Genomic DNA, 22,471 nt, shown 5'->3' with positions numbered 1-22,471 from the left:
TCTTTCGGCGCTTGGGCAGGGTAGGACGGGCAGACGGGGGATGTCGTTGCCGAGCTATGGACGTGGCCCGGGCTCGGTCTCAACGAGGACGCCCTGGCCGACCAGGCGTTTGAGCTTGGCGCGGATCTTCTCGGTGTTCTTGGGGATGATAGGCAGGTCCAGGGCCTGACACAGGTCACAGGCGCGAACCTGAAGGACCTGCGCAAAAGGTACGGCCGCGCAGGTCCCAGAGCCGCAGAAGGCCGTCCCCGTCGGCGGTCAGCGCGATCGGCCTGCCGTTGACCGTGGCGGGCACGATGCGGGGCACCGGGCGGACGGGACCGGCCGATTCCGTCCCGTGCCCGGGTCCCACAGCCTGATCGTGCTGTCCGCGCAAACGTGGATGCCCGACTGGAAGATCGGATTCGTGCGAGCCCTCAAAGCGGACTATGTCGCCATCGGTGCTTGGTGGTGGGTCAGGAGAGCCCGTACGGCGGTGCGGATCAGCTGGCTTGGGGACTCGGGCACGCCTGTGGTGAGAGCGGTGAAGAGAACGCCCAGCACGCTCATCTCCAGAAGCATGGCGTCGTCCTGGCTGATGTCGATTCCGGCGGCGCGGCATTGGCGGACGATGAGATCGCTTCGGCCGTGCAGGGCGTCGGTCAGCGCGTGCCGCAGGCGGGGGTTTCTGGTGCTTTCCAGATGCAGCTCGAACAGGGCCAGCGGATGGTGCCGGCCGTCGGTCAGCATCGTGGTCAGGACGGCGACCAGCGCTTCCTCCAGATCGGCTGGCGAGATCGGCCGGACGGTGTAGGCGTCCACGCGTTCGCCGAGCCGGTGGGTGATCCGCTCGATGACCCCGTTGAGCAGCGCGTCGCGGGTGCGGAAATAGCGTGAGGTGGTGCCGGCCGGTGCGGCGGCGGCGGTGTCGACGGCTCGGTGGGTCAGCCCGCGTGACCCCTGCTCGGCCAGCACCGTGATGGCCGCGTCCGCTAGGTGGTCGCGGCGCTGTGGGTTAGGCGGTGGCACGGTTTCCTTCCCTGTCGGTGCGGTTGGCTGGACCACACCATTTCACCAGAGCCGCTGCTATACCGGTGTGATCCCCGGCCCAGGCCACGTAGCCGTCCGGGCGGATCAGCGTCGCCTCGGGCCCGGTGCCGTGAAGGGGTGTGGCGTGCCGTACGCGATCGCGCCAAGGGGTGGGCACGCCCTCGTCGGAGAGCAGAACGAAGGTGCCGGCGCGCAGCACCTCATACAGACGGCCCGCGTCTGTCGGGCCGTCGGCGGCGCGGCGTCCGGCCAGCGGGTGGGCGTCCGGTTCGCCGGATGGGTAGGCGAACTCCAGGCCGGACAGCCTGCCGAGAATGCGGCGGCGGCCTGGACCGGTGTGGAGCAGGGTCGCCATGACGCGCCGACTGATTTCCAGGCGCACTCGGGAGCCGCTGAGCACCAGCCCGGTGAGGTGGTCGGTCATGGCCAGGACGGCGGAGCCCACGGGGTGCCGCTCGGCGTGGTAGGTGTCGAGCAGCCAGGGCGGGGCCCAGCCGTGCAGCGTTGCGGCGAGCTTCCAGCCCAGGTTGGCGGCGTCCTGGATGCCGGTGTTCATGCCCTGGCCGCCGATGGGCGAGTTCACATGGGCGGCGTCCCCGACCAGGAAGACCCGCCCCGATCGGTAGCTGCGGGCCTGGCGGCGTTCGGCGGTGAAGCGGGAGAACCAGCGCGGCTCGCTCATCCCGTAGTCCGTGCCCGCGATGGTGCGGAACGCCTCGCGGATCTGGGCGAAGTCTGCGTTCTTCTGTTCTTTGCGCAGCCACGCGCCGACCCGGAACCAGCCGTCGCCGAACGGGAGGGTCACCACCACACCCTGAGTGCCGACCTGGGTGATGGGCGGCGGCTCGGAGGTGGGGATGCGGACGTCGGCCAGCAGCATGGGCAGGCTGTAGGCCGCGCCGGCGAAGCCCACGTCGACCAGGTCGCGGACAGTGCTGTGGGCGCCGTCGGCACCGATGACGTACCTGGCCTCCAGCTCGCCCCCGTCCTGAAGCTTCAGCCGGACGGATTCGGCGTCCTGGGTCAGGCCGGCCACATCGGCGTTGCGGCGGATCTGTACGCCGAGTTCGGCGGCGCGCTGCTGAAGGAGCATCTCGGTGCCGTTCTGGGGGACGAGCAGCAGCATCGGATATCTGGTGTCGAGCCGCCCGAAGTCGACCCGCGAGGCGTAGGCGGGATACACCGTCCTGAGCGGGTTGCCTGCCGCGACCAACTCGTCGCCCATGCCCCGGGCATCGAGCAGTTCCAGGGCTCGGGCGTGCAGACCGAAAGCCCGCGTGACGTTGGACTCGCTGCCGCGCTTGTCCACGATCGTGCAGGGAACGCCCGCCAGCGCGAGCTCGCAGGCGGCCATCAGCCCGGTGGGACCGGCTCCCACGATGACGACGTCGTGCATAACTCTCCCCTGTTCGCTATTTATGTATCGCTACATTTATAGCGCATGGATGGCTCGCGACACCCACCCTGTTCGCCAAGAGCCCTCCCGTCGCTGTGCGTTCATCAGCCGATCGGATGCGTCGTCTCGCGGTTGTCCCCGGAGGCGAGTGATCCACTGCTTGGCCGCGTGGTAGACGTGGTGCAGGTCATCTCGTTCGCTGACAACGCTGGCCATCCTCGCCATCTGCGCCCTGCTCGACGTCGGCATGATCCTGCCGCCGTAAGGCCGGCCGCCATCCCGCTCAGGACACACAACGTGATCGTCAGCCCCATGCATTCTGCGCCGGTGGGTGGTGCGCGGGGCGCCATCGCCCTGGACGGAACGGAGCTATCCGCGCACCACCTCGACTGGAATGCTCAGCCTGCGACGGGGAGCCTGCTGTTGGAGGTCACCGGAGGCGCCGCCTCGGGCAGCGGCCCCCGGTCGTCGACCGCGACCGGCACGGATGTGACGGCGCCGCCGCAGGTGGCCGAGGCCAGGTCGACGGTCCGGTACTGGCCGCCGCCCACCGGCACGGCGACCGAGACACCGGTGACCGTCATACCGCCGTCGGCGTTGCGCTGCTGCTTGTTCAGCGTGACGGTCGCGGTGCCGTAGCCCTTCAGCCTGACCGGCACGGCGGTGTTGGGAGGCGGCGCCGACCCGACCTCGGTGCCGTCGACCACGGCGCCCACCATGTTCGCCCTGCCTTGCCCGCCCGTGCACTGCACCTGCACGGCCTCGGCCGTGAGCTTGGACTCCAGGCCCTTCACTCCCACAGCCCGCGAGTCGGCCCGCTCACCCTGCGCGTTCACCTCCAGCGCCTCGGCGTTGATCAGCTTGTTCTCCGGCTGCTCCGTCACACTCATGCGGGCCGGCCTGCCGCCTTCCGAGCGTACGGCGGGCATCGGCGCGATCCCGAGCAGGTCGGTGGCCGCCAGCCCGAACGCGCTGGCTCCCGGAGGTTCCGTGGCCGCCTGCGAGGCCGGCGCGAGCACCGCCATCGCCAAGATCGCGGTCGAGACGACGAAAGCAGATTTCTTACCCATCATTCCCCCTACATGGATATGAGGACGACAGTGCCGAGTGGCACCTTCGCCAGTGCACGCAGTGCCGCTTCGGGCACCCGCACACACCCGTGACTGATCGCCTTGCCGTACACGGAAGGGTCGGGCCAGCCGTGCAGCGCCACCGTGCCCGGGCCGCCGCCGTAACTGTCCAAGGTGTCGGAGTGGGCCCCGGTGGGCAGCACCAGCGAGCCGCCGGCCAGCAGCGACCCCAGCACGAACGTGCGTCCCACCGGCGTCGGCGTCTGCCGCGCTCCGACGGCCACCGGCCAACCGCCGATCCTGTGCCCGTTGCGCAGGAGCGTCAGCCGGCGCTCGGCGATGTCCACCCGGACCAGATACGCCGAACGAGCCAAGCGCGCCCCGGGGCCGGTGACCACCCACCCCGTCGAACCGTTCGGCCGGGCGGGCAGCAACACGCGCGCCCATCCCGGCACCCGCTCCACCACGGGAACCCACGTCGGATTGCCCAACTGACGCGCGGGCAACATCGCGACCGCACGCCCCGCCGGCCGCTCCCGGACAACGGCCGCGCCGACAGGATGCAGCACAACGCCATCCCAGGCACTGAAAGGGGCAGGGTCGGCGGGCAGGGCCGCGATGGTGGCATGGGTCGTCGCGTACGGCAAACGCGTCGCTCCGGCCGGGGCAGCCCCAACCGGCAGCAGCAACGCCGCCACGACGATTCCGGCATTCCTCACCCGTACTGGCAACACCCGCTTGACGCTATGGGCCCTGCCACGCCTGCCCGGCGATATGACAGAGACAGGAACCACCGTTTACCCGCAACATTCCCTCAACGCTGGCGCTGACGGGCGATACACGCCGCCCACACGCATGTAACCGGCATGTTCCGCCCTCCTGCCCGGACAAGGCGGCTGCGCGTCGCCACCGCCCTGGTGCCGCACCTGAGCCGAGACACCTCGCTGTGGAACGAGGATTCCCGCCGGGCGAAGTCATGCAAGCGCTCCGTCGCGGTAGGGGCCCATGTCCGCCAAGGCGCGCTCCCAGTAGAAAAGGGCGCCAGACGTTCTCCGTCCGCGGATGGGCCAATCTGCTCGGTGACGCCGGTCATGCCGTTCTTCCTTGTCGAAACCAGACGTGGTGCGTGTCAGGGTCCGGCCCGGGGGGCGGACAACGCAGCCAACCCCAAAGATCACATCGGCCGGATCTGAGCTGAAGTGGCTGGATCTGCGGCTGCGGGGCGGTTCGGGCTCGTACCTTCGTTCTGCAGGGACGAAAACGCAGGGCGATCTGCGGGGTTCCGGGGGTGCGCTGGCGGTTTCGGGGACGGCGATCAGGACGGTCCCGGCCGCCGCCAGCCGAGCTTGTAGAGGTTGTAGAGGAAGGTGGCCAGGGGAAGGTTCTCCAGTCGGGTCGCGGGTGTGCGGAGTTCCCGGATCAGGCTTGCTCGGCTGGACGGTCAGAGGCTGGCGTGGCCGTTCCGGAAGTAGCCGCGGAAAGTGATGTCGGATCGGGGCACCCCGCGTTCGCCGACCAGATGCCTGCGTACGCCGGTAGCGAGCGAGGACTCGCCCGCCGTCCAGGTGTAGAAGCGGCCGTCGGGAAGCTGGGCCTGCCGTACCGCCTGCAGGACGAGGGCGCCGGGCTTGGCAGCAGGGTCGTTCCTGGGCAGCCAGTGGATCGTGGTGCCCGCGGGCACGCATCCGCGGCATCCGGATGCCGGTGAGTACGGTTTGGATGCCGATGCTGGCGAGGATCTCCTCCACGAGGGTAAGGAACTTGCCGTCTCGGTCGCGAATCAGGAACCGTGCCCGGCAGCCCGCGTCCTCCAGATCCTTGACGAGATTCCTGATCGTCTGGGTTACCCAGGCGGTGGAGGCTCGCTCGGGTGCTGGGTCGATGCCTTCGCGCTTGAGGATCTCCCAGACCTTGGATGGCGCGACCTTCAGGCCGAGCGTGGTGAGCTCGCCGTGCACCCGCCGATATCCCCAAGACGGGTCCTCCTGGACCAAGCGCAGCACGAGCGCGCGCGGACGGAGCGGACCGTGCGCGGGCGCCCTCCCCGCTTTGGCCGGCAGGTCCGGGTATGCTGCCGTTTCACGATCTCGGGATGCCAGCGCAGGATGATGTCCGGGCGGACGACAAGCCGAAGCCGGCACAGGACCGCTCGGGGCAGCGAAGTCAGGAGCGCCGCCAGGAAGAAGCGGTCTTCAGGGGTGAATCTCACCCGCGCATCGGCGCCGAACTGCCGTTGCAGGACCATGAGCTGATGACGCAGCGCAAGAATCTCGACATCCTTATCCCGATCACTCAGGTGGATAGCCGGGTGGTGCAGGAGATCGCCGGTCACGCCTCAGTGACCTCGCAGGATCCGTACTCCCATGTAACCGACTCCGACAGCGTTGAGGCCGTGGAGATGGTGGCCGCCAAGAGACGGCAGAGCCGTTCGTGAGCGGCCCCCGCCGTTACTGCGGCGGCAGCGCCCACCCCCCGGCGAACGCGCCGACGCGGTCGACTGCGGCGACAACCGCCGACGCCGCTACAACCGCGAACGCTTCCCAGCCGAGCCGCTTCCGCGGCCTCGGTCTCGACGACCACCGCGCCACCGACTCCTTTCTCCAGTTCTGGTGGTGGGTTCTCGGCCACCTGAGCTTCTTGCCCGCCTCCTCCGAACGACGCAGTTCCCGCGAGGAACTGCTGGCGTCCGCAGCGGAGGATCCGGAACGCATCCATCGCGTGTTCCGCGCCTTCGACCACGAGAACGCCTTCCTGACCGGGCTCCGCACTCTGGTGGACGCCCTCGCCCGTCCCGGCCGCGACTGATCCGATCATCGGGACCTCCGACACTCAGCCGCGGTCGAAGGTCTGGGCGACGACCAGGCAGGCGAACGCCGCCAACGCGAGTGCGCTACGGACAAGGTGCAAGCCCAGCCACCGCCGGCGGCTCTCTTCCCAGCCGTCGGGCAGGAGGTCGGGATCCCAGCCGTCCACGACCCGGTTGAGGGAATCCAGGCCCGTCAAGGTGAGGACCACGCTGAGGATCACCATGACCAGGGCCGCCGCGACGAGACCGAAGGCGAACCATCCGCGGCGCCACGACCAGGCCGCCACGACGACCAGGGCAGCGATGCCGGCCAGCAGCAGCGGCGGCATGGCCCGGCCGTAGTCGGTGTTGAGCGCCTGCCAATACCGGACGTACGCGGGTCCCGGCAGGCGCGCCACGGACGGAGCGAGCACCACGAACACCACGCCGCCCGCGTACAGGCCGACCAGCAGCAGCGCGACCACCCTGGACGCGGCGTACACCACGGACACGGCACACCCTCCCCTGTCACAAGTTAACTAGACGCACACATTTTCATTAGATGCTTATACAGTCAATATGTCTCTGGAATCATGGTGCGCGATGACTGAGCAGAGCAAGCGCCGCCCGTACACCAGCGCCCTACGCCAGGAGCAGGCCGAGGCCACGCGCCGGAAGATCGCGGACGCCGCGCGGAAACTGATGATCGGGAAGGGCTACGCCGACACGACCATGGCCGAGGTCGCCCGCGAGGCCGGCGTGGCACTCCAGACGCTGTACACGTCCTCCCCCGGCGGCAAGCCCGCCCTGGCCAAGCTCGTCTACGACATCACCTTGGCCGGCGACGCCCGTCCCCTGCCGCAGAGCGGCCGGCCCGAAGTCCAGGCGATCATCGACGAGCCGGACCCGGTGCGCAAGCTGGCCAGGTACGCCACGATGGCCACCGGCATCCTCCGGCGCATCCAGCCTGTGCACCGCGTCCTGCGCGCGGCGGCCGCCGCCTCCCCCACCGACGCGGGACTCCAGGAAGTCCTGACCGACATCGAACACGAGAGGCTGAAGGGCAGCCACGCACCGGCCCGCCACCTGCACGAGCTCGGCGCCCTGCGGCCGGGCCTCACGCCCGCCGGAGCGGCCGCGCAGATCTACGTCCTCACCTCGACCGAGAACTTCGAGAAGCTGACCGAGGTCTGCGGATGGACCGAGGCCGCGTACGAGGAATGGCTCGCCTGGATCCTCGCGACCACCCTGCTTCACCCCTGACGAGCGCACCGGCCACCCGCCCGTACGCGCGCCCCCCGGGCTTGGGGTGGGAGTCAGGCCCCGTTCTCGTCGGGTCCACGAACAGCGCGCCCCCGGGGCAACGGGTGTGGAAGACGGTGACGGCGGCGCCGCATAACGTCGGCCCCATATCCGTCGGGAAAGGATGCCGGACATGCGGCAGGAAGACCGCCCCACAGCGCTGGTGACCGGGGCTTCCACCGGGATCGGCGAGGCGTTCGCACGGGAGCTGGCCCGCCGCGGCCACGACCTGGTCGTGGTGGCGCGTGGCGCCGACCGGCTCGACGCGCTGGCCGCCGATCTGAAGGACGCGTTCGGCACGGTGACGGAGGTCCTGCCCGGCGACCTCACCGACCGGACGCAGGCGGCGGCCGTCGAGGAGCGGCTGGCGGACGCCACCCGTCCCGTCGACATCCTGGTCAACAACGCGGGCGCGCTGACCTCCGGCCTGTTCGCGAAGCTGCCGATCGCCGGCGAGGTCTCCCAGGTGGAACTGAACGCCGTGGTGCCCGTCCGGCTGACGCACAGCGTGCTTCCGGTCATGCTCGATCGCGGCAAAGGCGCCATCGTCAACGTCTCGTCGATCGCCGGTGAGGCCCCGACGCCGTTCGGGGCGACCTACGGGGCCGCGTACTCCTTCTTGACCGCTTTCAGCCAAGCCGTCCACATGGAGGTGCGCAGGTACGGGGTGACGGTGACGGCGCTGCTGCCCGGCTTCACGGCGGCCGCCGCCGACCCGGCGCGGCGCGTTCAGGACGCCGGCCGGGTGGTGCGCGACGGCCTGGCCGCGGTGTCCGCCGGCCGCCCGGTGTGCATACCCGGCCGCCGGAACAAGACGTCGGCCGCCTTCGCCCGGCTGGCTCCCCGGAGCCTCGTGCGGGCCGTGATGGAGGCGAGCCGCAACCCGTGAGCGATATCCCTGAGGTCAAGCCCGGCAGCTGGGGAATCGATGCGGCCACGGCCCGGCTGACGTTCCGGCTGAGCCATCTGACCCTGCGCACCGTGAGCGGACGGTTCAACGCGTTCGCGGGAGAGATCATCGTGGAACCCGACCTCCTCCGGTCGGCCGCCGGCGCCACCATCGAGATGGCCTCGATCGACACCGGCGACCCGGAGCGCGACGCCTTCCTGCGCTCCCCCGCCTTCTTCGACGTCGAGTCCTTCCCGGAGATGCGCTACCGCGCGGAGAAGGTGCGATCGGCAGCCCGGGGGCTGATGGCCGACGGCGCGCTCACTGTGCGCCAGAACATCGGCGCGCTCCGCCTGGACGTGCGCTGGCTCGAGCCCGAGGAAGTCCCGGGAGGCGGGACGCGGCTGTTCGTCTCCGCGATGGGCAGGATCGACCGGCACGAAGTCGGCGTCGCCATCGGCTCCCGTCTGATGGACAGCCGTGCCGTTCTGGGGCGGACCGTGCGCGTCAGCCTCACCGGCCACGCGGTCCTGCGCGACTGACCACCGCGGGACCGCGTTCCGGCGCCGCTCACGTCAGCTTGGCTCCTCTGCGCCGTCCAGGACGCCGCCGACCTGCCGGGCCAGCAATCGCACGTAGGCGCCGCCGGCGGCGACCAGTTCCTCGTGAGTGCCCTGCTCGGCGACCTTCCCCCGGTCGAGGACCACGATCCGGTCGGCGGTCCTGATCGTGGACAGGCGGTGGGCGATGAGCAGCGTGGTCCGTCCCCGCCGGACGGCTCGCACGGCGGCCTGCAGCGCCTCCTCGTTCTCCGCGTCGAGGTTGGAGACCGCCTCGTCGAGGATGAGGATCGGGCAGTCGCGGAGCAACGCGCGGGCGATCGCGATGCGCTGACGCTGCCCGCCGGACAGCTGGGCCCCTCTCTCACCGCACATGGTCTCGAACCCTTCGGGCAGCCGGGCGATGAACTCGTCCGCCCGAGCCTGCCGGGCGGCCTCGGCCACCTCGTCGTCGCCGGCGTCGGGACGACCGAGCCTGATGTTCTCCCCCACCGACCGGTTGAACAGGTAGACGTCCTGCGGCACGATCGCGACCAGTTCCCTGATGTGCTCCTGGGGCAGGGTGCGCAAGTCCCGCCCGCCGATCGCCACCGCCCCCTCTTGCGTGTCCCAGAAGCGCAGGAGCAGGTGGGCGCAGGTGGATTTGCCCGCTCCCGAGTGGCCGACGAGGGCGACCGTCTCGCCGGGCCGTACCTCGAAGGAGGCACCGTCGAGGGCGGGCGGCCCGCCGGAGCCGTAGGCGAAGCGGACGTCCCTGAACTCCACGTGCGGGGCAAGCGGCTCGCGCGGCGCGCGGGCGTCGCCGTCGTCGACGGCGGGGCGCTGCCGGGTGACGGCGAAGATGCGGCGGGAGGCGGCGCGGATCTGTCCCAGCGCCCGTGCGGTCCCCGAGACCTCGATCACCGGGCCGAACGCCGAGAACGCGAGGACCACCACGGCCGGCAACAGCGCGACGGTCAGCTCTCCCGAGGTCACGAGCACGGCCGCCAGCACCAGCACCCCGACCAGCCCGCCCGCGACCAGTCCGTCGGTGACCGCGGCCTCTACGCCCGAGCGGCGGCCGTAGGCGAGTTGCCGTGCCTGGAGGGAGGCGGTGCGCTCGCGCAGCCGGCGCGCGTAGTCCGAGCCGCGGCCGAAGCTCACCAGTTCGCGCATGCCCTGCACGCCGTCGACGACCTCTGCTCCCAGAACGCCCAGCTCTTCGCGCAGCTTCGCGCCCTGCTCGTCGGCCTTGCCCGCCAGCCACACCGGTACCGTGGCCATCAGCACCAGGAACACGCCGACCAGCAAGGCCAGCAGCGGGTGGAAGAAGGCCAGCACGGCGGTCGAGGCGGAGGCCACCAGCGCCGCCACGGCGTAGTCGATGACGGTGTGCGCGTAGAACCACTCGGTGGTCTCCACGTCCGCCATGACCGTTCCGGCCAGATCGCCGGTGCGGCGGCCGAGGAGGTAGCCGGGGGCCCGCCGTTCCAGGCCGTCGAACAGCCGCACCCGCATCAGCGCGAGCAGCCGATAGGCCAGGTCGTGCGCCACCCACATCTGCCACCAGCGGGCCAGCGCGGCTGCGACGACCAGTGTGACCAGCAGCCAGAAGATCGTGGTCAGCGGACCGGCTCCGGAGCCGGTGACGGCCTCGCCGACCATCCACGCGCCCACGGCGGCGGCGGCGACGCCGAAGCCGTGGGAGAGCAGGCCGGACAGCAGGGTCAGCCCGGCGAGCACCGGCTGGCCGAACACCATGGGCACCAGCGCCAGAATGGGCCGTGCGGGAACCGAGGGGGCGTTCATCCCGTCACCTCCTGCGCGGCGACGAGCCGCGCGTAGTCGCCGTCGCGTCGCATGAGCTCGCGGTGGTCACCGATCTCGCGGATGGCGCCGTCCCGCATGAGCACGATCCGGTCGGCGTCGCGGACCGTGGACAGCCGGTGGGCGACGACCAGCGTGGTGCGCCCGGTGGTGACGCGCCGCAACGCGTCCTGGATGACGGCCTCGCCGGCGGCGTCCACGCTGGAGGTCGCCTCGTCGAGCACCAGAATCGGCGCGTCCTTGAGCAGGGCGCGGGCGATCGCGATGCGCTGGCGCTGGCCGCCCGAGAGCGTCAGGCCCCGTTCGCTCACCTCGGTGGCGTATCCGTCGGGCAGGGCCGCGATGAAGTCGTGGATGCCGGCCGCCCGCGCGGCCTCGACGACCTCCTCGTCGCTCGCGTCCGGACGGCCGAGCCGGATGTTCTCGGCGACGGTGCCGGTGAACAGGTAGGTGTCCTGGGCCACGACCGCCACCATCGCGCGCACGTCGGCCAGGGCGGCCTCGCGGACGTCGACTCCGCCGATCCGCACACGCCCTTCGCCGGCGTCGAAGTAGCGCAGCAAAAGTGCCACCAGCGTGGTCTTGCCCGCGCCTGACGGCCCGACCACGGCCACGGTCTCACCCGGTTCGATGTCCAAGGTGAAGTCGCGCACGGCGGGGTGTTCCCGCCCCGGGTAGCGGAAGGTGACCCGGTCGAAGCTCACCCGCGGCTGCCCCAGCGGCCTGGGCGACTCGGGCTCTTCCACCAGTTGCCCGGCGTGCAGGAGCTCGTCGATCTGCTTGCTGGAGGAGATGCCGGTGTATCCGGCGTGCCAGTACTTCGACAGGTCGCCCAGCGGCCGGAAGCACTCGCGGGCCAGGACGAGCACGATCAGGAGCGTCAGCAGGTCGACGGAGCCCGCGGCCAGGCGCAGCGCCGCCACGCCGACCGCGAGCGCGGGCCCGGCGAGCATGCCCAGCGTGGTGACTCCGGTGTCGACCAAGGAGACCGCGAGCTGGCGCATGGTCGCCCCGCGGAGCTCCTCGGCCCTCTCCGACAGGGAGACCCGTTCGCGCGCGGTGGCGTTGAACGCCTTGAGGGTGGTCATGCCCTGCATGACGTCGAGGTAGTCGGAGCTGAGCCGGCCGTACGCCTGCCAGTTCTCCTCGCCCTTGCGGGCGAGCATCTTGTCCAGCAGACGCGGGCTGAGCAGGACCAGCAGGATGCAGATCCCGATCAGCGCCACCGAGATCGGGTCGCGGGTGGCCAGATAGATCAGGATGCCGGCGGGACCGAGCAGGCTCAAGGCCACGGTCGGCAGGTAGCGGCTGTAGTACGCCTCCAGGGCCTCGACCCCGTCGACGAGCACGGTGCGCACGTCCCCGCTGCGCCGCAGCGTCAGGTATCCGGGCCCGAGCAGCAACAGCTTCTGGTAGAGGCGGCCGCGTACCCGTTCCTTGACGGCGTGGGCCGTGTGCTGCGCCGCCACCTCCGCGAGCACCAGGAGCACGAGCCGGCCGGCCACCACGGCGGCCAGCCAGACCAGCAGCCACAGCCCGTCGCCGAGGCCCTGCCCGGTCAGCAGGCGGGCGAACACCAGCGCCACCAGCACGCCCTGGGCGATGTAGGTCGCCGTCACGGCCAGGCCCAGAGCGATGTTGAGCGTCAGCGGTAAGCGGATGTCGCCTGCCAGGGCCAGCAGGCGGCGATGCACCATCATGTCGTTCTCCGTCTCAGGTGTAGAGCTCCTCGTCGTGCTCATTGATCTGGATCAGCAGGCCGTCGGGGTCGGCGAAGACGACCGAGCGCCCGAACGCCTCGTCGGCGACCCCGCGCACGGGCGCGACGCCTGCTTCGCCCATGCGGGTCACGAGGTCGTCCAGGGACTCCTCACTGACCATGCAGAGCGCCACCGCGCCCGCCGGCAGCGGCGCGTCGGGCTCCGGCGGCGGCGTGTCGCCCGCGGGCGCGCCGACGTGCAGCCCTACCCAGCCACCGCCGCCCGCGGCGAGCTCGGCCCATTTCCCGCTGCGTCCTTCGGCCCGTACGGCCAGCCCCAGGGCCCGGTAGAAGCCCGAGGCCCGCTCGACGTCCGAGGTGTAGACCACCGGCATCACGATCATGATTCCTCGTTCTCCGTGCCGCCGAGCGTCGCCAGGTGCTCCCGCAGCGCACGTTCCACCAGCGCGGACAGGGTGATGCCGCTGTCGATGGCGGCGTGCTTCACCGCTCTGATCAGCTCGGGCGGAAGGTAGACGTTGAACTGTTGAGGCTTCATAGCTTGCTAGCATACTAGTAAGCTATCACTTCAAGACGTCCCGCCCTCATGGCGTACACCCGGTCGCAGAGCGCGTGGAGCATGTTCTTGTCGTGGCTGACCAGCACGAGCGCGGTGCCGTCCGCCGTCACCTGCTTGAACAGGCGCAACATCCCCGCCACGGTGGTGACGTCCAGCGCGCTCGTCGGCTCGTCGGCCACCACCGCGGCGGGCGAGGCGGCCAGCGCCCGGGCGACCGCGACCCGCTGGCATTGCCCGATCGACAGCTCAGAGGGAGTCGCGTCCAGATCGAGGCCGCCGAGCCCCACGGCGTCGAGCCGCTCGGCGGCCAGCGCGCGCCGCCCGGCCCGCGGCAGGCCGCCGGCGATGGCCACCGGCTCGGCGACGCTGCGCCAGATGGGCCAGCGCACATCGAGGCTGGCGAACGGGTTCTGGAAGACGGGCATCACATAGCCGGGCCGGGGCGGGTCACGGTACGGCCGGCCGTACCGGCGGCTCCAGGCGGCACGTCCGCTGAGCAGGACCTCACCCTCGTCGGGTGGCTCCACGGCGGCGAGCAGGCGCAGCAGCGTGGACTTGCCCGAGCCGGACGGGCCGTGGACACCGACGATCTCCCCCTCGCGCACCGCCAGGTCGGCATGGCGCACGGCCTGGATACGGCGACGCCCCAGGGCATATCCCCGGCTGACTCCACGGACCTCGATGACCGGGCTCCGCTCAGGCATGGGACACCGCCCAGCAGGCGACGCCGTCGCGCAGCGCCGGGACCTCGTGCCCGCAGCGCTCCGTTACCAGCGCGCACCGGGACGCGAACGCGCACCCGGCCACGGGTTCCGCGGGAGGGGGCGGCCTGCCGGGCAGCGGCTCGGGGAGGCCGGCGCCCGGTTTGGGAACGGAGGCGACCAGAGCCGCCGTGTAGGGATGACGGGGTGCGGCCATCACCTTGCCCGCCTCGCCGACCTCCACCAGGCGCCCGGCGTACAGGACGCCGACCCGGTCCGCGTGCTCGGCGATCAAGGCCAGGTCGTGGCTGATGAGCAGCAGGCTCCTGCTGGCGGCGCCCAGCAGGGTCAGGACCGAGCCCGCCAGTTCGGTGTCGAGCGCGCTGGTGGGCTCGTCGGCCACCACCAGCGCCGGGCGGTGCGCGACCGCCGCCGCGATGGCGGCCCGCTGGAGCATGCCGCCGCTCCACTGGTGCGGCCACTGGCGTAGCCGGGCGGCCGCGTCGGGAATGCCCATCTCGCTCATCAGCGCGGCGACCGCGCCCGGCGGAGGGGTACGGCGGTGCGCCCGCCATGCCTGCTCGACGTGGTGACCTACCCGGCGCAGCGGGTCGAAGGCGGTGACCGGGTCCTGCGGGACGTAGCCGATCTCGAGGCCGAGGACGTCCCGCAGGGCACGACGGGTCGCGCCGACGAGTTCCCGGCCGCCCACCCGGATGGAGCCCGAGGACCGCGCCCCCGGAGGCAGCAGCCCGAGCATCGCCCGCGCCAGCGTCGTCTTGCCGCACCCCGACTCACCCGCCAGCGCGAGGACCTCTCCTTCGGCCACCTCCAGGTCCACTCCGCGCACGGCGTGCCCGCCGCCCGGATAGCGGACCTCGAGCCCGGAGACGCTCAAGGCGCTCATCGCAGCCTCCTGGGATCCGCCGCCTCCGCGGTGGCCTCGCCCAGCAGGATCGCGGCCAGGATCACCACCACGATCGCCGCCGACGGGGCCAGGAGCAGCCACGGGGCGTCCGACAGGTACATGCGGGAGTCCGACAGCATGACTCCCCATTCGGCGTGCGGTGGCTGCGCGCCCAGCCCCAGGAACGACAGCCCGGTCACCGCCATGATCGTCTGTCCGACGTCCAGGGCGGCCACGACCAGGACGTGCGCGGCGGCGCCCGGCAGCAGATGCGCCGCGGCGGCACGCGGCCACCCCGCGCCCGCCAGGCGGGCGGTGAGCACGTCCGGGCGCTCGCGTCCGGCCAGCACGTGGCTGCGCGCCAACCGGGCATAGGGCGGCCATGCGGTCGCGGCCAGCGCGAACACCAGGTTGCCGAATCCCGGCCCCAGGGCGCCGAGCAGCGCGAGCGTCAGCACGACACCGGGGACCGCGAGCGCCATGTCCACGAGCCGCATCGCGATCACGTCGATCACGCCACCCGCGACCCCGGCCAGCGTGCCGACGACCAGCCCGGCCGCCACACTGATGAGCAGCACCAGCCCAGTGGCCTCCAGCGAGCGTGCCCCTCCGTCCAGCAGGCGGGCGAGCTGGTCGCGGCCGAACTGGTCGGTGCCGAGCCAGTGCGCGGCGTCCGGCGGGCGGAGCGCCGCGTCGAAGTCGGCGACGTCCGGCTCGTAGGGCACCAGAGCCGGCCCGGCCAGGATGGCCAGGAACACCAGGCACAGGATGCTCAGGCCGGCCGCGGCCTCGCGGCGGCGCAGCAGCCGGGGAAGCACGCCTCGCACGGGAGGCGTCGTCGCGACGGGTTCGAGCACGGTCATGCGCGGCTCCCGGTTCGCATTCTCGGGTCGATCCACACGGCGGCCAGGTCGGCCAGGAGGCTGACCACGACCCAGGTCACGCTCATCACCAGCGCGAAGCCCTGGACAACCGGCAGGTCCCGCGCGGTGACGGCCAGCACGATCTCGCGGCCCAGCCCCGGCCACGAGAAGACGTTCTCGACGACCGCCGCACCCCCCAGCAGAAACCCGACGGTCATGGCCAGGACGGTCACGAACGGCACCGCGGCGTTCGGCAGGGCGTGGACCAGCAGAACGCGCAGGCGGGAGGCGCCGCGAGCCGCGGCCACGGTGACGTGCTCGGCCCGCAGCGCCTCCAGCAGGCTGCCGCGCAGCAACCGTGACCAGCGGGCGACGGGATACAGGGCGAGCGCCGCCGCGGGAAGCCACACCTGGGCCCAGCCGCCATCGCTGACCACGGTCCCGGCTCCCCAGCGCACGACCACGAACTCGATCAGCAGCAATCCCGCCACGAACGAGGGCACGGCGGCTCCGGCGAGCGCGACGAACCGTCCGGCCGCGTCCGGCCAGCGCCCGGGGACGGCCGCGCCGGCCAGCGCGAGGGGCACGGAGACCACCAGCGCCAGGAGGATGGTGGCCAGCGTCAGCCGCAGGGTCGCCGGAGCGCGCTCGGCGATGACCTGGGTGACCGGCAGCCCCAGCCGGGCCGAGGTGCCCAGATCGCCGCGGACCACGCCGCCGAGCCAGCGCGCGTACTGCTCGGGCAGGGGCCGGTCCAGCCCCAGGTCGGCACGGGCCTTCGCGAGCTGCTCGGCGGTCGGCGCCGAGACGTGCCTGGCCTGCAGATAGCGGACCGCCGGATCGCCGGGGACGAGCGGCAGCAACGCCCACACCACGACGCTCGCCAGCAGCGCGGTGACCAGCGCCTGCGCGAGGCGGCGCGACAGCGGACGCAGGTTCACGGGCGTCCGGCGAGCGCCGCGTCGATGAAGACGAAGCCGGGGTCAGGGGTGAAGTCCCGGAACCGTTGGTTCACGAGGGCGTCGACCGGACGGAACCCGAGCACCGCCGCGTAGGCCCGATCGGTGATCACTCCCTGGGCCTTGCCGAGGTCGGCGCCCGCCTGGTCCAGCGGGGTGGAGTGCATGCGGGCGATCAGGCCGTCGAGTTCGGGATCCTTGACTCCACCGAAGTTCGCCCCGCCGCCGCTGCCCAGCCAGGCCGCCATCGAGTCCACCACGTTCGGGCCGTCCAGCAGCACCGACAGCACCACGATCGTCCACTCCTGCGGCCACGCCTTGGCGTCGTAGGTGTCGTCGACGCGAGCCATGGTCACGTCGAAGCCGAGCGGACGCACCTGCTCGCGCAGCGCGATGCCGAACGCCTCGTGCTCGGTGTCTCCGGCCTGGAAGAGATAGGTCAGGCGCAGGGGTTTGCCCGCTTTGGCCCGCACACCGTCCGTGCCCGCCTTCCACCCGGCCCCGTCGAGCAACGCCGCCGCGGCCCCCGGCTCGCTGCGCTGTGTCGTGGCGGCGAAGGGCAGCGAGGCGGGCACCAGGCCGGTGGCCCGCTCATAGATGACGCCGCCTGCCACGACCGTGGGCAGCTTGGCGTAGTCGAGGCCCAGCGCGAAGGCCCGCCGTACCGCCGGATCGTCGAAGGGCGAGCGACGGAGGTTGAACTGCGCGAAGACGGCGCGGTTGGCGACGCTCGCCCGCCGGTAGGTGAAGGGGCCGTTCTGCTTGGCGGTCTTCACGATCTCGGCGGGAGGGGTGATCGCGATGTCGGCCTCGCCGCTGCGGACGGCGGCCACCCGGGCGGTGGCGTCGGGCATGGCGAGAACGCGCACGCCGGGCAGGGCGGGCTTGGTGCCCCAGTAGCCTGCGAACGCCTCGGCGGTGATCGACTGGGCGTCGACGGCGACGGGTTTGTAAGGACCGGTGTAGATGCCCGCGGCGAGCAGTTTCTTCTCGTCGGCGCCCGCCGTCTCGGCCGCGGCGACGTCGTAGATCTGGTAGTAGCGCACGAGCGAGCCCAGGTCGCGCGGAATGGCGGCGGTCGGCTTCTGCGAGGTGAACGTGATCTCCATTGGGCCTGACGCCTCGATCTTCGCCTTGGCGACCGAGTCGTTGCCGTACCCCTGCGCGGCCCGCTTCTTCAGCGCCTGGATCACCGCCGGGGCGTCGACGGCCTTGCCATTGTGAAAGGTGACGCCCTCCCGCAGCCGCAGCCGCCACGTCTTCGGATCGGTCCGCTCGATGGAGGCCGCCAGCCAGGGTTCGACCGTGCCGTCCGGGCGGGCCCGTAGCAGGTGCTCGCCGATGCCGTAGCTGGCCAGGGAGTAGTGCCAGAACGCGTCCGGCTTCAGGCTCGTGCCCGTCTCCGGTACGGCCAGCCGCACGGCCGCGGGCTTGGCGGCGCCCGTGGCCGCGGGCTTGGCAGGTTCGCCCGCGCAGGCGGCCAGCGTCGTGGCGAGTACGAGCGCGGCCACCGCGATCAGTGGCCGGGCGGGCTGGTCCATGTGTGCTCCTCGCCGAACGGTTCTGCCGGATCGATGGGGTAGTCGATCGAGACCCACCCGGAGTTCCCCGTTAGGTCCGCCATGTGGCGACATGTTCAGCCAGTCGGTCGGCGGCCCGCGGCAGTGTTTCGGGGGCCAAGGGCAGAGGCACGTGGGCGGGGCCGCGGGCGAGGAATCGGCGCAGCGCCGAGGTGAGGAAGTCCGCCGTGGTCATCCCGTCCGCCGCGATCCGGGCCGCCCGCTGGACGAGTTCGGGTTCCGGCCTGCCCAGAACCGGTTCGAAGGCGGCCCGCTGCCCCGGCCACGGGCAGGCATAGGGGTAACCCTCCTCGGCCAGCCGGTCGGTGGCCAGCATCGTGCTGATGGTCCAGCCGGGCAGGACGAATGGCGTGATCCCGGCGCTGGCGCACTCGTGGAGCGTGCTCATCCCCGCCGGGATCAGCACGTGACCCGCCGCGCCCATCAACGTGGCGTAGCCGGCCGCCGGCACGGCGGAGTGCACCTCGACCGCGGGATGGTCCGCCCAGCCGTACGGCAGGAGCGCCGTGAGGTCCCTGGAGCCGCCCGCGACCACAACGCGAGCCCTCTCCACGAGCACGGGCAGCACGGCGGCGAGGAACCAGCGGGCGAAGGTGGCGAGGTGATGGCCGGTGCCCGACATGCCCATGCCCCCGAAGCCGATGACGGCCAGGTGGGGGCGGCGCGCGACGCCCGGACGCCACAGGGCGGTGTCGACGATGGGCGCCACGGGCTCGCCGTGGGGATGGGGCCCGAAGCCCGCCTGTACCAGATGAAAGCGCAGGCGGGCCGGATCGGGCTCGGCCGCGGGCCGGGCGAGCGGCCACAGCCAGGGCAGCACGTCCACGACGCCGACCTCGTGCCCCTGCTCCAGCGCCCAGGCCGCGAACTCCGGGTTGGTGATCGACACGACCAATGCTTCCGGTGGCAGAAGCCCGGCGCAGAGGTCCGGCCGCAGGGTGTTCACGTCGTGGTGGGCACAGCCGGGCCGCTCGCGCAGCAGGTGCCGTGCCGACTCCCCCGTCGCAAGGAGGTGGATCTCCTTGTCCGGGATCCGCGCCAGAGCCGCCAGAGCCGTGGCGGCCGGGCCGAAGCCCAGATTGGGCACGTCCACATAGATCGTCATGCGTGCGGCAGGGGGAAGTAGTTCAGCTCCTCCTCAGCCAGGGGCCGGTCCCGCCAGCCGAGGCTCACCGGGTGGTCCTGGATCCGGCGGCGGCCCAGGAAGGGGAAGGCTGCCGGGAAGTTCGGCACCAGGCCCGGGATCAGCACGCGGACCACGCGCAGTCCGGCCTTGGCGACGTCCTGCGTGGTCAGCTCCACGTAGACGATCTCGTAGCCCCGCGCTTCCACCAGCCGCTGATACGTGCTGAGAGAGCGGTCGGGCAGACGGGGAAGATCGTCCATGGTGCGGGTCACCGGGGTGTCCAGCCAGGGGCGCACGGTGTCGGCCGCCCGCGGGTCGAGGAAGACCTGCTGCTGACACATCAGGTCGTTGACGTCGCGGAAGCCGGGATCGTAACTGTCGAGGTAGGCCCGGTCGGCCCGCCACGGCTTCAGCGGCGCGCTGACCCAGCCCTCGGCGATGGCCGTGCGCGTGAGCCCGCCGGGATCGTCGAGGTCCCTGCTGCCGTCCTGCAGGGTCAGCGCCTCGGTCCACGCCTTCCTGGCCGCCTCCACCGGGTCGGGGCGGGCCGCGAAGCCCACGTTGAGCAGGCCCTCGTCCGGCTTCTCCACGACGCCGGCCATGACGGGGACGCCGAACTCGTTGTCCAGGTGGATGAGCCGGGCGCGCTGGCCCATCTCGGTGGGCCTGCCCGCCCACAGGGCGTCCAGCTCGGCTCCCGGTCGTACGGCGGGCAGGGGGTGCGCGTTCATCCACCAGATCATCGTGATGTCGCGTTCGATGATCTCCTCGATGCCCGAGGTGATCGCCCATTCCAGCGACGGTCCGGCGGCGATGCCCGGATAGTAGAGATAGTTGGTCGGGGGAACCCGCGCGTAGTCGTCCATGTACCAGTTGACGTAGACCAGGCTGGCCGGCACCCAGATGTCCCGGCCGGCTGTGAGCGAGCGGCCCCGTACCCAGTGCGTGGGCAGGTCCGGGTCGAAGCGGACGAACGGAAAGCCCGGCGAGTCGTACAGCCGATCCGAGTACAACACCAGCCGCCCGGGGTCCAAGGCGTGCTCGCCCTTGAGCTCCGCGAAGGTGGCCTCGCGGACGTCGACCTTGTCGGTGACGCAGTTGCCGCAATAGCGCTCCACGGCCTCGCCGATCGCCGACAGCCGGGCTCCTTCGGGATCGCCGAACCTGCTGCCTCCGCACACGATGTTGTTGGCCCAGGTGTAGAGCCTGCGCATGTCGGCGACGTTGCTCTGCACGGTGACGAGGTCGCGGGGGATCGACTCGTGGTGCGGGAAGACCGGCAGCCCGGTGATCAGCCCGGTGCGCGGGTCGATCAGCGCCTCCTGGTCCAGCGGCGGCCCCGGATCACGCAGCGGGCGATCGGGAAGCGGCAGCAGGGGGTGGCGGACGGTCTCCAGGGTCCGCGGATCGAGCTCCAGCTCGGCCCAGGACATCCTCGCCTCTCCCGCGTCCTCGCGCAGCCACCTGTCCAGGTCGAGCATGAAGGCGGAGACCATCCAGCGCAGTTCCCCCTCAGGCGGGAGGTACGGCCGGCCGTACGCGAGCGGAGCCATCAGCGCCTCCTCCACATCGGGCAGCTCGGTAGCGGTACGGCGGCGGCCGAGCAGGTCGCGGTAGTCGGGGGCGCGTCCCGGTGCAACGGCCGGGCCCGCCCATCCCCTGCCCTGGTCGAGATGGAGCTGCGCCCAGCGCACGCCCGCGGCCGCGCAAAGGTCGTTGAGCCATTCGAGAAAGGGCACGTCCAGCCGGTCGCGTAAGGCGATCACCACGCTGCCGGGGTTCGCGGCCAGTGTGGCGTCCAGCTCGCCGGAAGCGGCCACGGTGAGCGGTGTGTGCGCTCGCGCCAGGTCGATGAGCAAGGCATCGCCGACGGCGACCACGGTCGCCGGGAGCCGCGGCTCGGCATCGCCGGTGGTCAGGCAGCCGGTCTCCAGCAGGTGGGTCAGAAGCTCCTGGTACGCCCCGGGATCCGGAGTGCCGTGGACGAGTTCGGCGGGCGAGCGGGTGCCGTCACAACGCTCCAGAAGTTCCCGGATCGCCGGCAGCGGGGCCGCGATCTCGAAGACGGCGCCCGAGGGCGTGGTCACGAGGCTCGCCTCGTCACCCAGGGGACGGAGTTCGACGCTGGTGACACGTGGTCCGGCTGCCATCCGGCTTTCTCCTTTCGCTGGGCCGGGCGGCCGGAGGCGGGCGGCCTCCGGCCTTGGACCGGCCTTACTTCCAGGTGAACGACGGAGCCAGGCTGGTGTGGTGGTTGTGCGGGGCCAGGAGCTTGGCCACGCCCTTCTTGGCGATTCGCTTGATCATGGAGTTCTCCCTCCGGAGCCGGTGCCGAGATCACGGCACGCGGCACAAGCTATGCCGGGAAAGCACGGACGTCTTCCACCCGGTGCTGGCAGAAGTGACGCGCTTTGTGGTGATATTTCCCGGGAAACCAACAGCTGTTGAAGGGGCAGGCGCACGGGTGCGCCCGGCGTGGACGGGTCTTGGGCGGCTGAGGCCGTCAGTCGTCGGGGAGGGAGGCGACCAGACCGTGGCGGAAGGCGAACGCGACGGCTTGGGCGCGGCCGGATACGCCGAGCTTGGCCGCCATGTGATGGACGTGTGATCGCACCGTCGCCTTCGACAGCCGGAGCATGGCGGCGATGTCGCCATCGGTCAGCCCCTTGGCCAGCATCGCCAGCACCTCCCGCTCGCGCCCGGTGAGCCTGGCGGCCTCAACGGGCACCTGAGTACTGCCCGGCCCCGCGGTCATCGCCCAATCGAGCAGCCGCCTGGTCATCGAAGGGGTCAGGCACGCGTGGCCCGCGGCCACCGCACGGACCGCCCGCCCCAGCTCAGAAGCGGTGGAATCCTTGCCCACCACGCCCCGTGCGCCCGCCCGGAGGACGTCGAGCAGCCTGCTCTCGTGCTCCGGCGCGGCCATCAGCAGCACACGCGGCGACGAGTCCAGCCCGAAGGCGGTGAGCTTGTGTACCAGCCCGGTCAGATCGGCCAGATCGTCGGAGACGCCGAGCAGCACCACGTCGGGCTGGGACTTCCTGGCCTGCTTGATCGCCTCAACGCCGTCGCGCGCCTCGCCCACGATCTGGATGTCCGGCTCGCGCGAGAGAAACGCCCGCACGCCCGCGAGTACGAGGGTGTGCCTGTCACAGGTCAGGATCCGGATTCCCACGTCGTTCTAGAGCGTCCGTGTGAAGGTGTGCAACGCTCTCATGG

At 71.4% G+C, this 22,471-nt stretch carries 24 protein-coding genes; 5 read left to right on the top strand and 19 right to left on the bottom strand.

Annotated elements, in window-relative coordinates; translation table 11 throughout:
* Window positions 1-175: 175 nt before the first annotated feature.
* The 6 genes from ACFWYW_RS44855 to ACFWYW_RS44830 all read right to left on the bottom strand — a co-directional run bounded on the left by ACFWYW_RS44855 (window position 176) and on the right by ACFWYW_RS44830 (window position 5,176).
* Window positions 176-307 (bottom strand): hypothetical protein, encoded by a 132-nt coding sequence (locus ACFWYW_RS44855; protein WP_379611118.1) that lies wholly within the window; start codon window positions 305-307, stop codon window positions 176-178.
* A 119-nt stretch (window positions 308-426) separates the two neighbouring features.
* Complete coding sequence (locus ACFWYW_RS44850; protein ID WP_379611117.1) at window positions 427-1,008, bottom strand: TetR/AcrR family transcriptional regulator; 582 nt, start codon at window positions 1,006-1,008, stop codon at window positions 427-429.
* Window positions 995-2,425, bottom strand: coding sequence for an FAD-dependent monooxygenase (locus tag ACFWYW_RS44845; RefSeq protein WP_379611116.1), 1,431 nt, complete (start codon window positions 2,423-2,425; stop codon window positions 995-997). The genes ACFWYW_RS44850 and ACFWYW_RS44845 overlap by 14 nt, the downstream gene beginning before the upstream one ends.
* 398 nt (window positions 2,426-2,823) lie before the next feature.
* Entirely contained in the window at window positions 2,824-3,495 is a 672-nt protein-coding gene (locus ACFWYW_RS44840) for a choice-of-anchor P family protein (RefSeq protein ID WP_379611114.1), read from the bottom strand.
* Between the two features lie 8 nt (window positions 3,496-3,503).
* Window positions 3,504-4,193, bottom strand: coding sequence for a L,D-transpeptidase (locus ACFWYW_RS44835; RefSeq protein ID WP_379611113.1), 690 nt, complete (start codon window positions 4,191-4,193; stop codon window positions 3,504-3,506).
* A gap of 743 nt (window positions 4,194-4,936) precedes the next feature.
* Window positions 4,937-5,176 (bottom strand): siderophore-interacting protein, encoded by a 240-nt coding sequence (locus ACFWYW_RS44830; protein WP_379611112.1) that lies wholly within the window; start codon window positions 5,174-5,176, stop codon window positions 4,937-4,939.
* 387 nt (window positions 5,177-5,563) lie between these two features.
* Here ACFWYW_RS44830 and ACFWYW_RS44825 point away from each other — a divergent pair, with 387 nt between their 5' ends.
* Together ACFWYW_RS44825 and ACFWYW_RS44820 are read left to right on the top strand one after the other, a co-directional pair.
* Window positions 5,564-5,929, top strand: coding sequence for a hypothetical protein (locus ACFWYW_RS44825; RefSeq protein ID WP_379611111.1), 366 nt, complete (start codon window positions 5,564-5,566; stop codon window positions 5,927-5,929).
* Complete coding sequence (locus ACFWYW_RS44820; RefSeq protein ID WP_379611110.1) at window positions 5,926-6,300, top strand: hypothetical protein; 375 nt, start codon at window positions 5,926-5,928, stop codon at window positions 6,298-6,300. The genes ACFWYW_RS44825 and ACFWYW_RS44820 overlap by 4 nt, the downstream gene beginning before the upstream one ends.
* Before the next feature lie 24 nt (window positions 6,301-6,324).
* Here ACFWYW_RS44820 and ACFWYW_RS44815 read toward each other — a convergent pair whose 3' ends face one another.
* A complete protein-coding gene (locus ACFWYW_RS44815; protein ID WP_379611109.1) occupies window positions 6,325-6,792 on the bottom strand; it encodes a DUF1772 domain-containing protein in 468 nt (155 codons plus the stop codon).
* 91 nt (window positions 6,793-6,883) lie between these two features.
* Here ACFWYW_RS44815 and ACFWYW_RS44810 point away from each other — a divergent pair, with 91 nt between their 5' ends.
* The 3 genes from ACFWYW_RS44810 (at window position 6,884) to ACFWYW_RS44800 (ending at window position 9,013) form a co-directional block, all read left to right on the top strand.
* Window positions 6,884-7,543, top strand: coding sequence for a TetR/AcrR family transcriptional regulator (locus ACFWYW_RS44810; protein WP_379611108.1), 660 nt, complete (start codon window positions 6,884-6,886; stop codon window positions 7,541-7,543).
* 172 nt (window positions 7,544-7,715) lie between these two features.
* A complete protein-coding gene (locus tag ACFWYW_RS44805) occupies window positions 7,716-8,471 on the top strand; it encodes an SDR family NAD(P)-dependent oxidoreductase (protein WP_379611107.1) in 756 nt (251 codons plus the stop codon).
* Complete coding sequence (locus ACFWYW_RS44800) at window positions 8,468-9,013, top strand: YceI family protein (RefSeq protein WP_379611106.1); 546 nt, start codon at window positions 8,468-8,470, stop codon at window positions 9,011-9,013. The genes ACFWYW_RS44805 and ACFWYW_RS44800 overlap by 4 nt, the downstream gene beginning before the upstream one ends.
* A gap of 33 nt (window positions 9,014-9,046) precedes the next feature.
* On the opposite strand, the gene cydC is transcribed toward ACFWYW_RS44800, so the two are convergent.
* From cydC to ACFWYW_RS44740, 12 genes are all read right to left on the bottom strand, one after another.
* Entirely contained in the window at window positions 9,047-10,819 is a 1,773-nt protein-coding gene (gene cydC, locus ACFWYW_RS44795) for a thiol reductant ABC exporter subunit CydC (RefSeq protein ID WP_379611105.1), read from the bottom strand.
* Window positions 10,816-12,537 carry a thiol reductant ABC exporter subunit CydD gene (gene cydD, locus ACFWYW_RS44790; protein WP_379611104.1) on the bottom strand — a complete coding sequence of 574 codons (1,722 nt, stop codon included), beginning with the start codon at window positions 12,535-12,537 and terminating at the stop codon, window positions 10,816-10,818. The genes cydC and cydD overlap by 4 nt, the downstream gene beginning before the upstream one ends.
* Window positions 12,538-12,550: 13 nt before the next feature.
* Window positions 12,551-12,940 carry a VOC family protein gene (locus tag ACFWYW_RS44785; protein ID WP_379611103.1) on the bottom strand — a complete coding sequence of 130 codons (390 nt, stop codon included), beginning with the start codon at window positions 12,938-12,940 and terminating at the stop codon, window positions 12,551-12,553.
* Window positions 12,937-13,095: a CopG family transcriptional regulator gene (locus ACFWYW_RS44780; protein WP_379611102.1), complete on the bottom strand. Its 159-nt coding sequence runs from the start codon at window positions 13,093-13,095 to the stop codon at window positions 12,937-12,939. The genes ACFWYW_RS44785 and ACFWYW_RS44780 overlap by 4 nt, the downstream gene beginning before the upstream one ends.
* A gap of 14 nt (window positions 13,096-13,109) precedes the next feature.
* Complete coding sequence (locus ACFWYW_RS44775; RefSeq protein ID WP_379611101.1) at window positions 13,110-13,820, bottom strand: ATP-binding cassette domain-containing protein; 711 nt, start codon at window positions 13,818-13,820, stop codon at window positions 13,110-13,112.
* Window positions 13,813-14,724 carry an ABC transporter ATP-binding protein gene (locus ACFWYW_RS44770; protein WP_379611100.1) on the bottom strand — a complete coding sequence of 304 codons (912 nt, stop codon included), beginning with the start codon at window positions 14,722-14,724 and terminating at the stop codon, window positions 13,813-13,815. Before ACFWYW_RS44770 ends, ACFWYW_RS44775 begins: the two co-directional genes overlap by 8 nt.
* On the bottom strand, window positions 14,721-15,587 hold the full coding sequence (locus ACFWYW_RS44765; RefSeq protein ID WP_379611098.1) for an ABC transporter permease: 867 nt from the start codon (window positions 15,585-15,587) through the stop codon (window positions 14,721-14,723). The genes ACFWYW_RS44770 and ACFWYW_RS44765 overlap by 4 nt, the downstream gene beginning before the upstream one ends.
* On the bottom strand, window positions 15,584-16,528 hold the full coding sequence (locus tag ACFWYW_RS44760) for an ABC transporter permease (RefSeq protein ID WP_379611097.1): 945 nt from the start codon (window positions 16,526-16,528) through the stop codon (window positions 15,584-15,586). The genes ACFWYW_RS44765 and ACFWYW_RS44760 overlap by 4 nt, the downstream gene beginning before the upstream one ends.
* Window positions 16,525-18,087, bottom strand: coding sequence for an ABC transporter substrate-binding protein (locus ACFWYW_RS44755; RefSeq protein ID WP_379611096.1), 1,563 nt, complete (start codon window positions 18,085-18,087; stop codon window positions 16,525-16,527). Before ACFWYW_RS44755 ends, ACFWYW_RS44760 begins: the two co-directional genes overlap by 4 nt.
* A gap of 70 nt (window positions 18,088-18,157) precedes the next feature.
* Entirely contained in the window at window positions 18,158-19,231 is a 1,074-nt protein-coding gene (locus ACFWYW_RS44750) for a hypothetical protein (RefSeq protein ID WP_379611094.1), read from the bottom strand.
* A complete protein-coding gene (locus ACFWYW_RS44745) occupies window positions 19,228-21,402 on the bottom strand; it encodes a YcaO-like family protein (protein ID WP_379611093.1) in 2,175 nt (724 codons plus the stop codon). Before ACFWYW_RS44745 ends, ACFWYW_RS44750 begins: the two co-directional genes overlap by 4 nt.
* A 353-nt stretch (window positions 21,403-21,755) precedes the next feature.
* Window positions 21,756-22,427, bottom strand: coding sequence for a response regulator transcription factor (locus ACFWYW_RS44740; protein ID WP_379611092.1), 672 nt, complete (start codon window positions 22,425-22,427; stop codon window positions 21,756-21,758).
* Between the last annotated feature and the right edge of the window lie 44 nt (window positions 22,428-22,471).

The organism is Nonomuraea sp. NPDC059023 (assembly GCF_042740095.1).
Taxonomy (GTDB): domain Bacteria; phylum Actinomycetota; class Actinomycetes; order Streptosporangiales; family Streptosporangiaceae; genus Nonomuraea.
The sequence above is the reverse complement of the archived record's forward strand: the minus strand, read 5'-3'. Positions and strand labels throughout refer to the sequence as shown.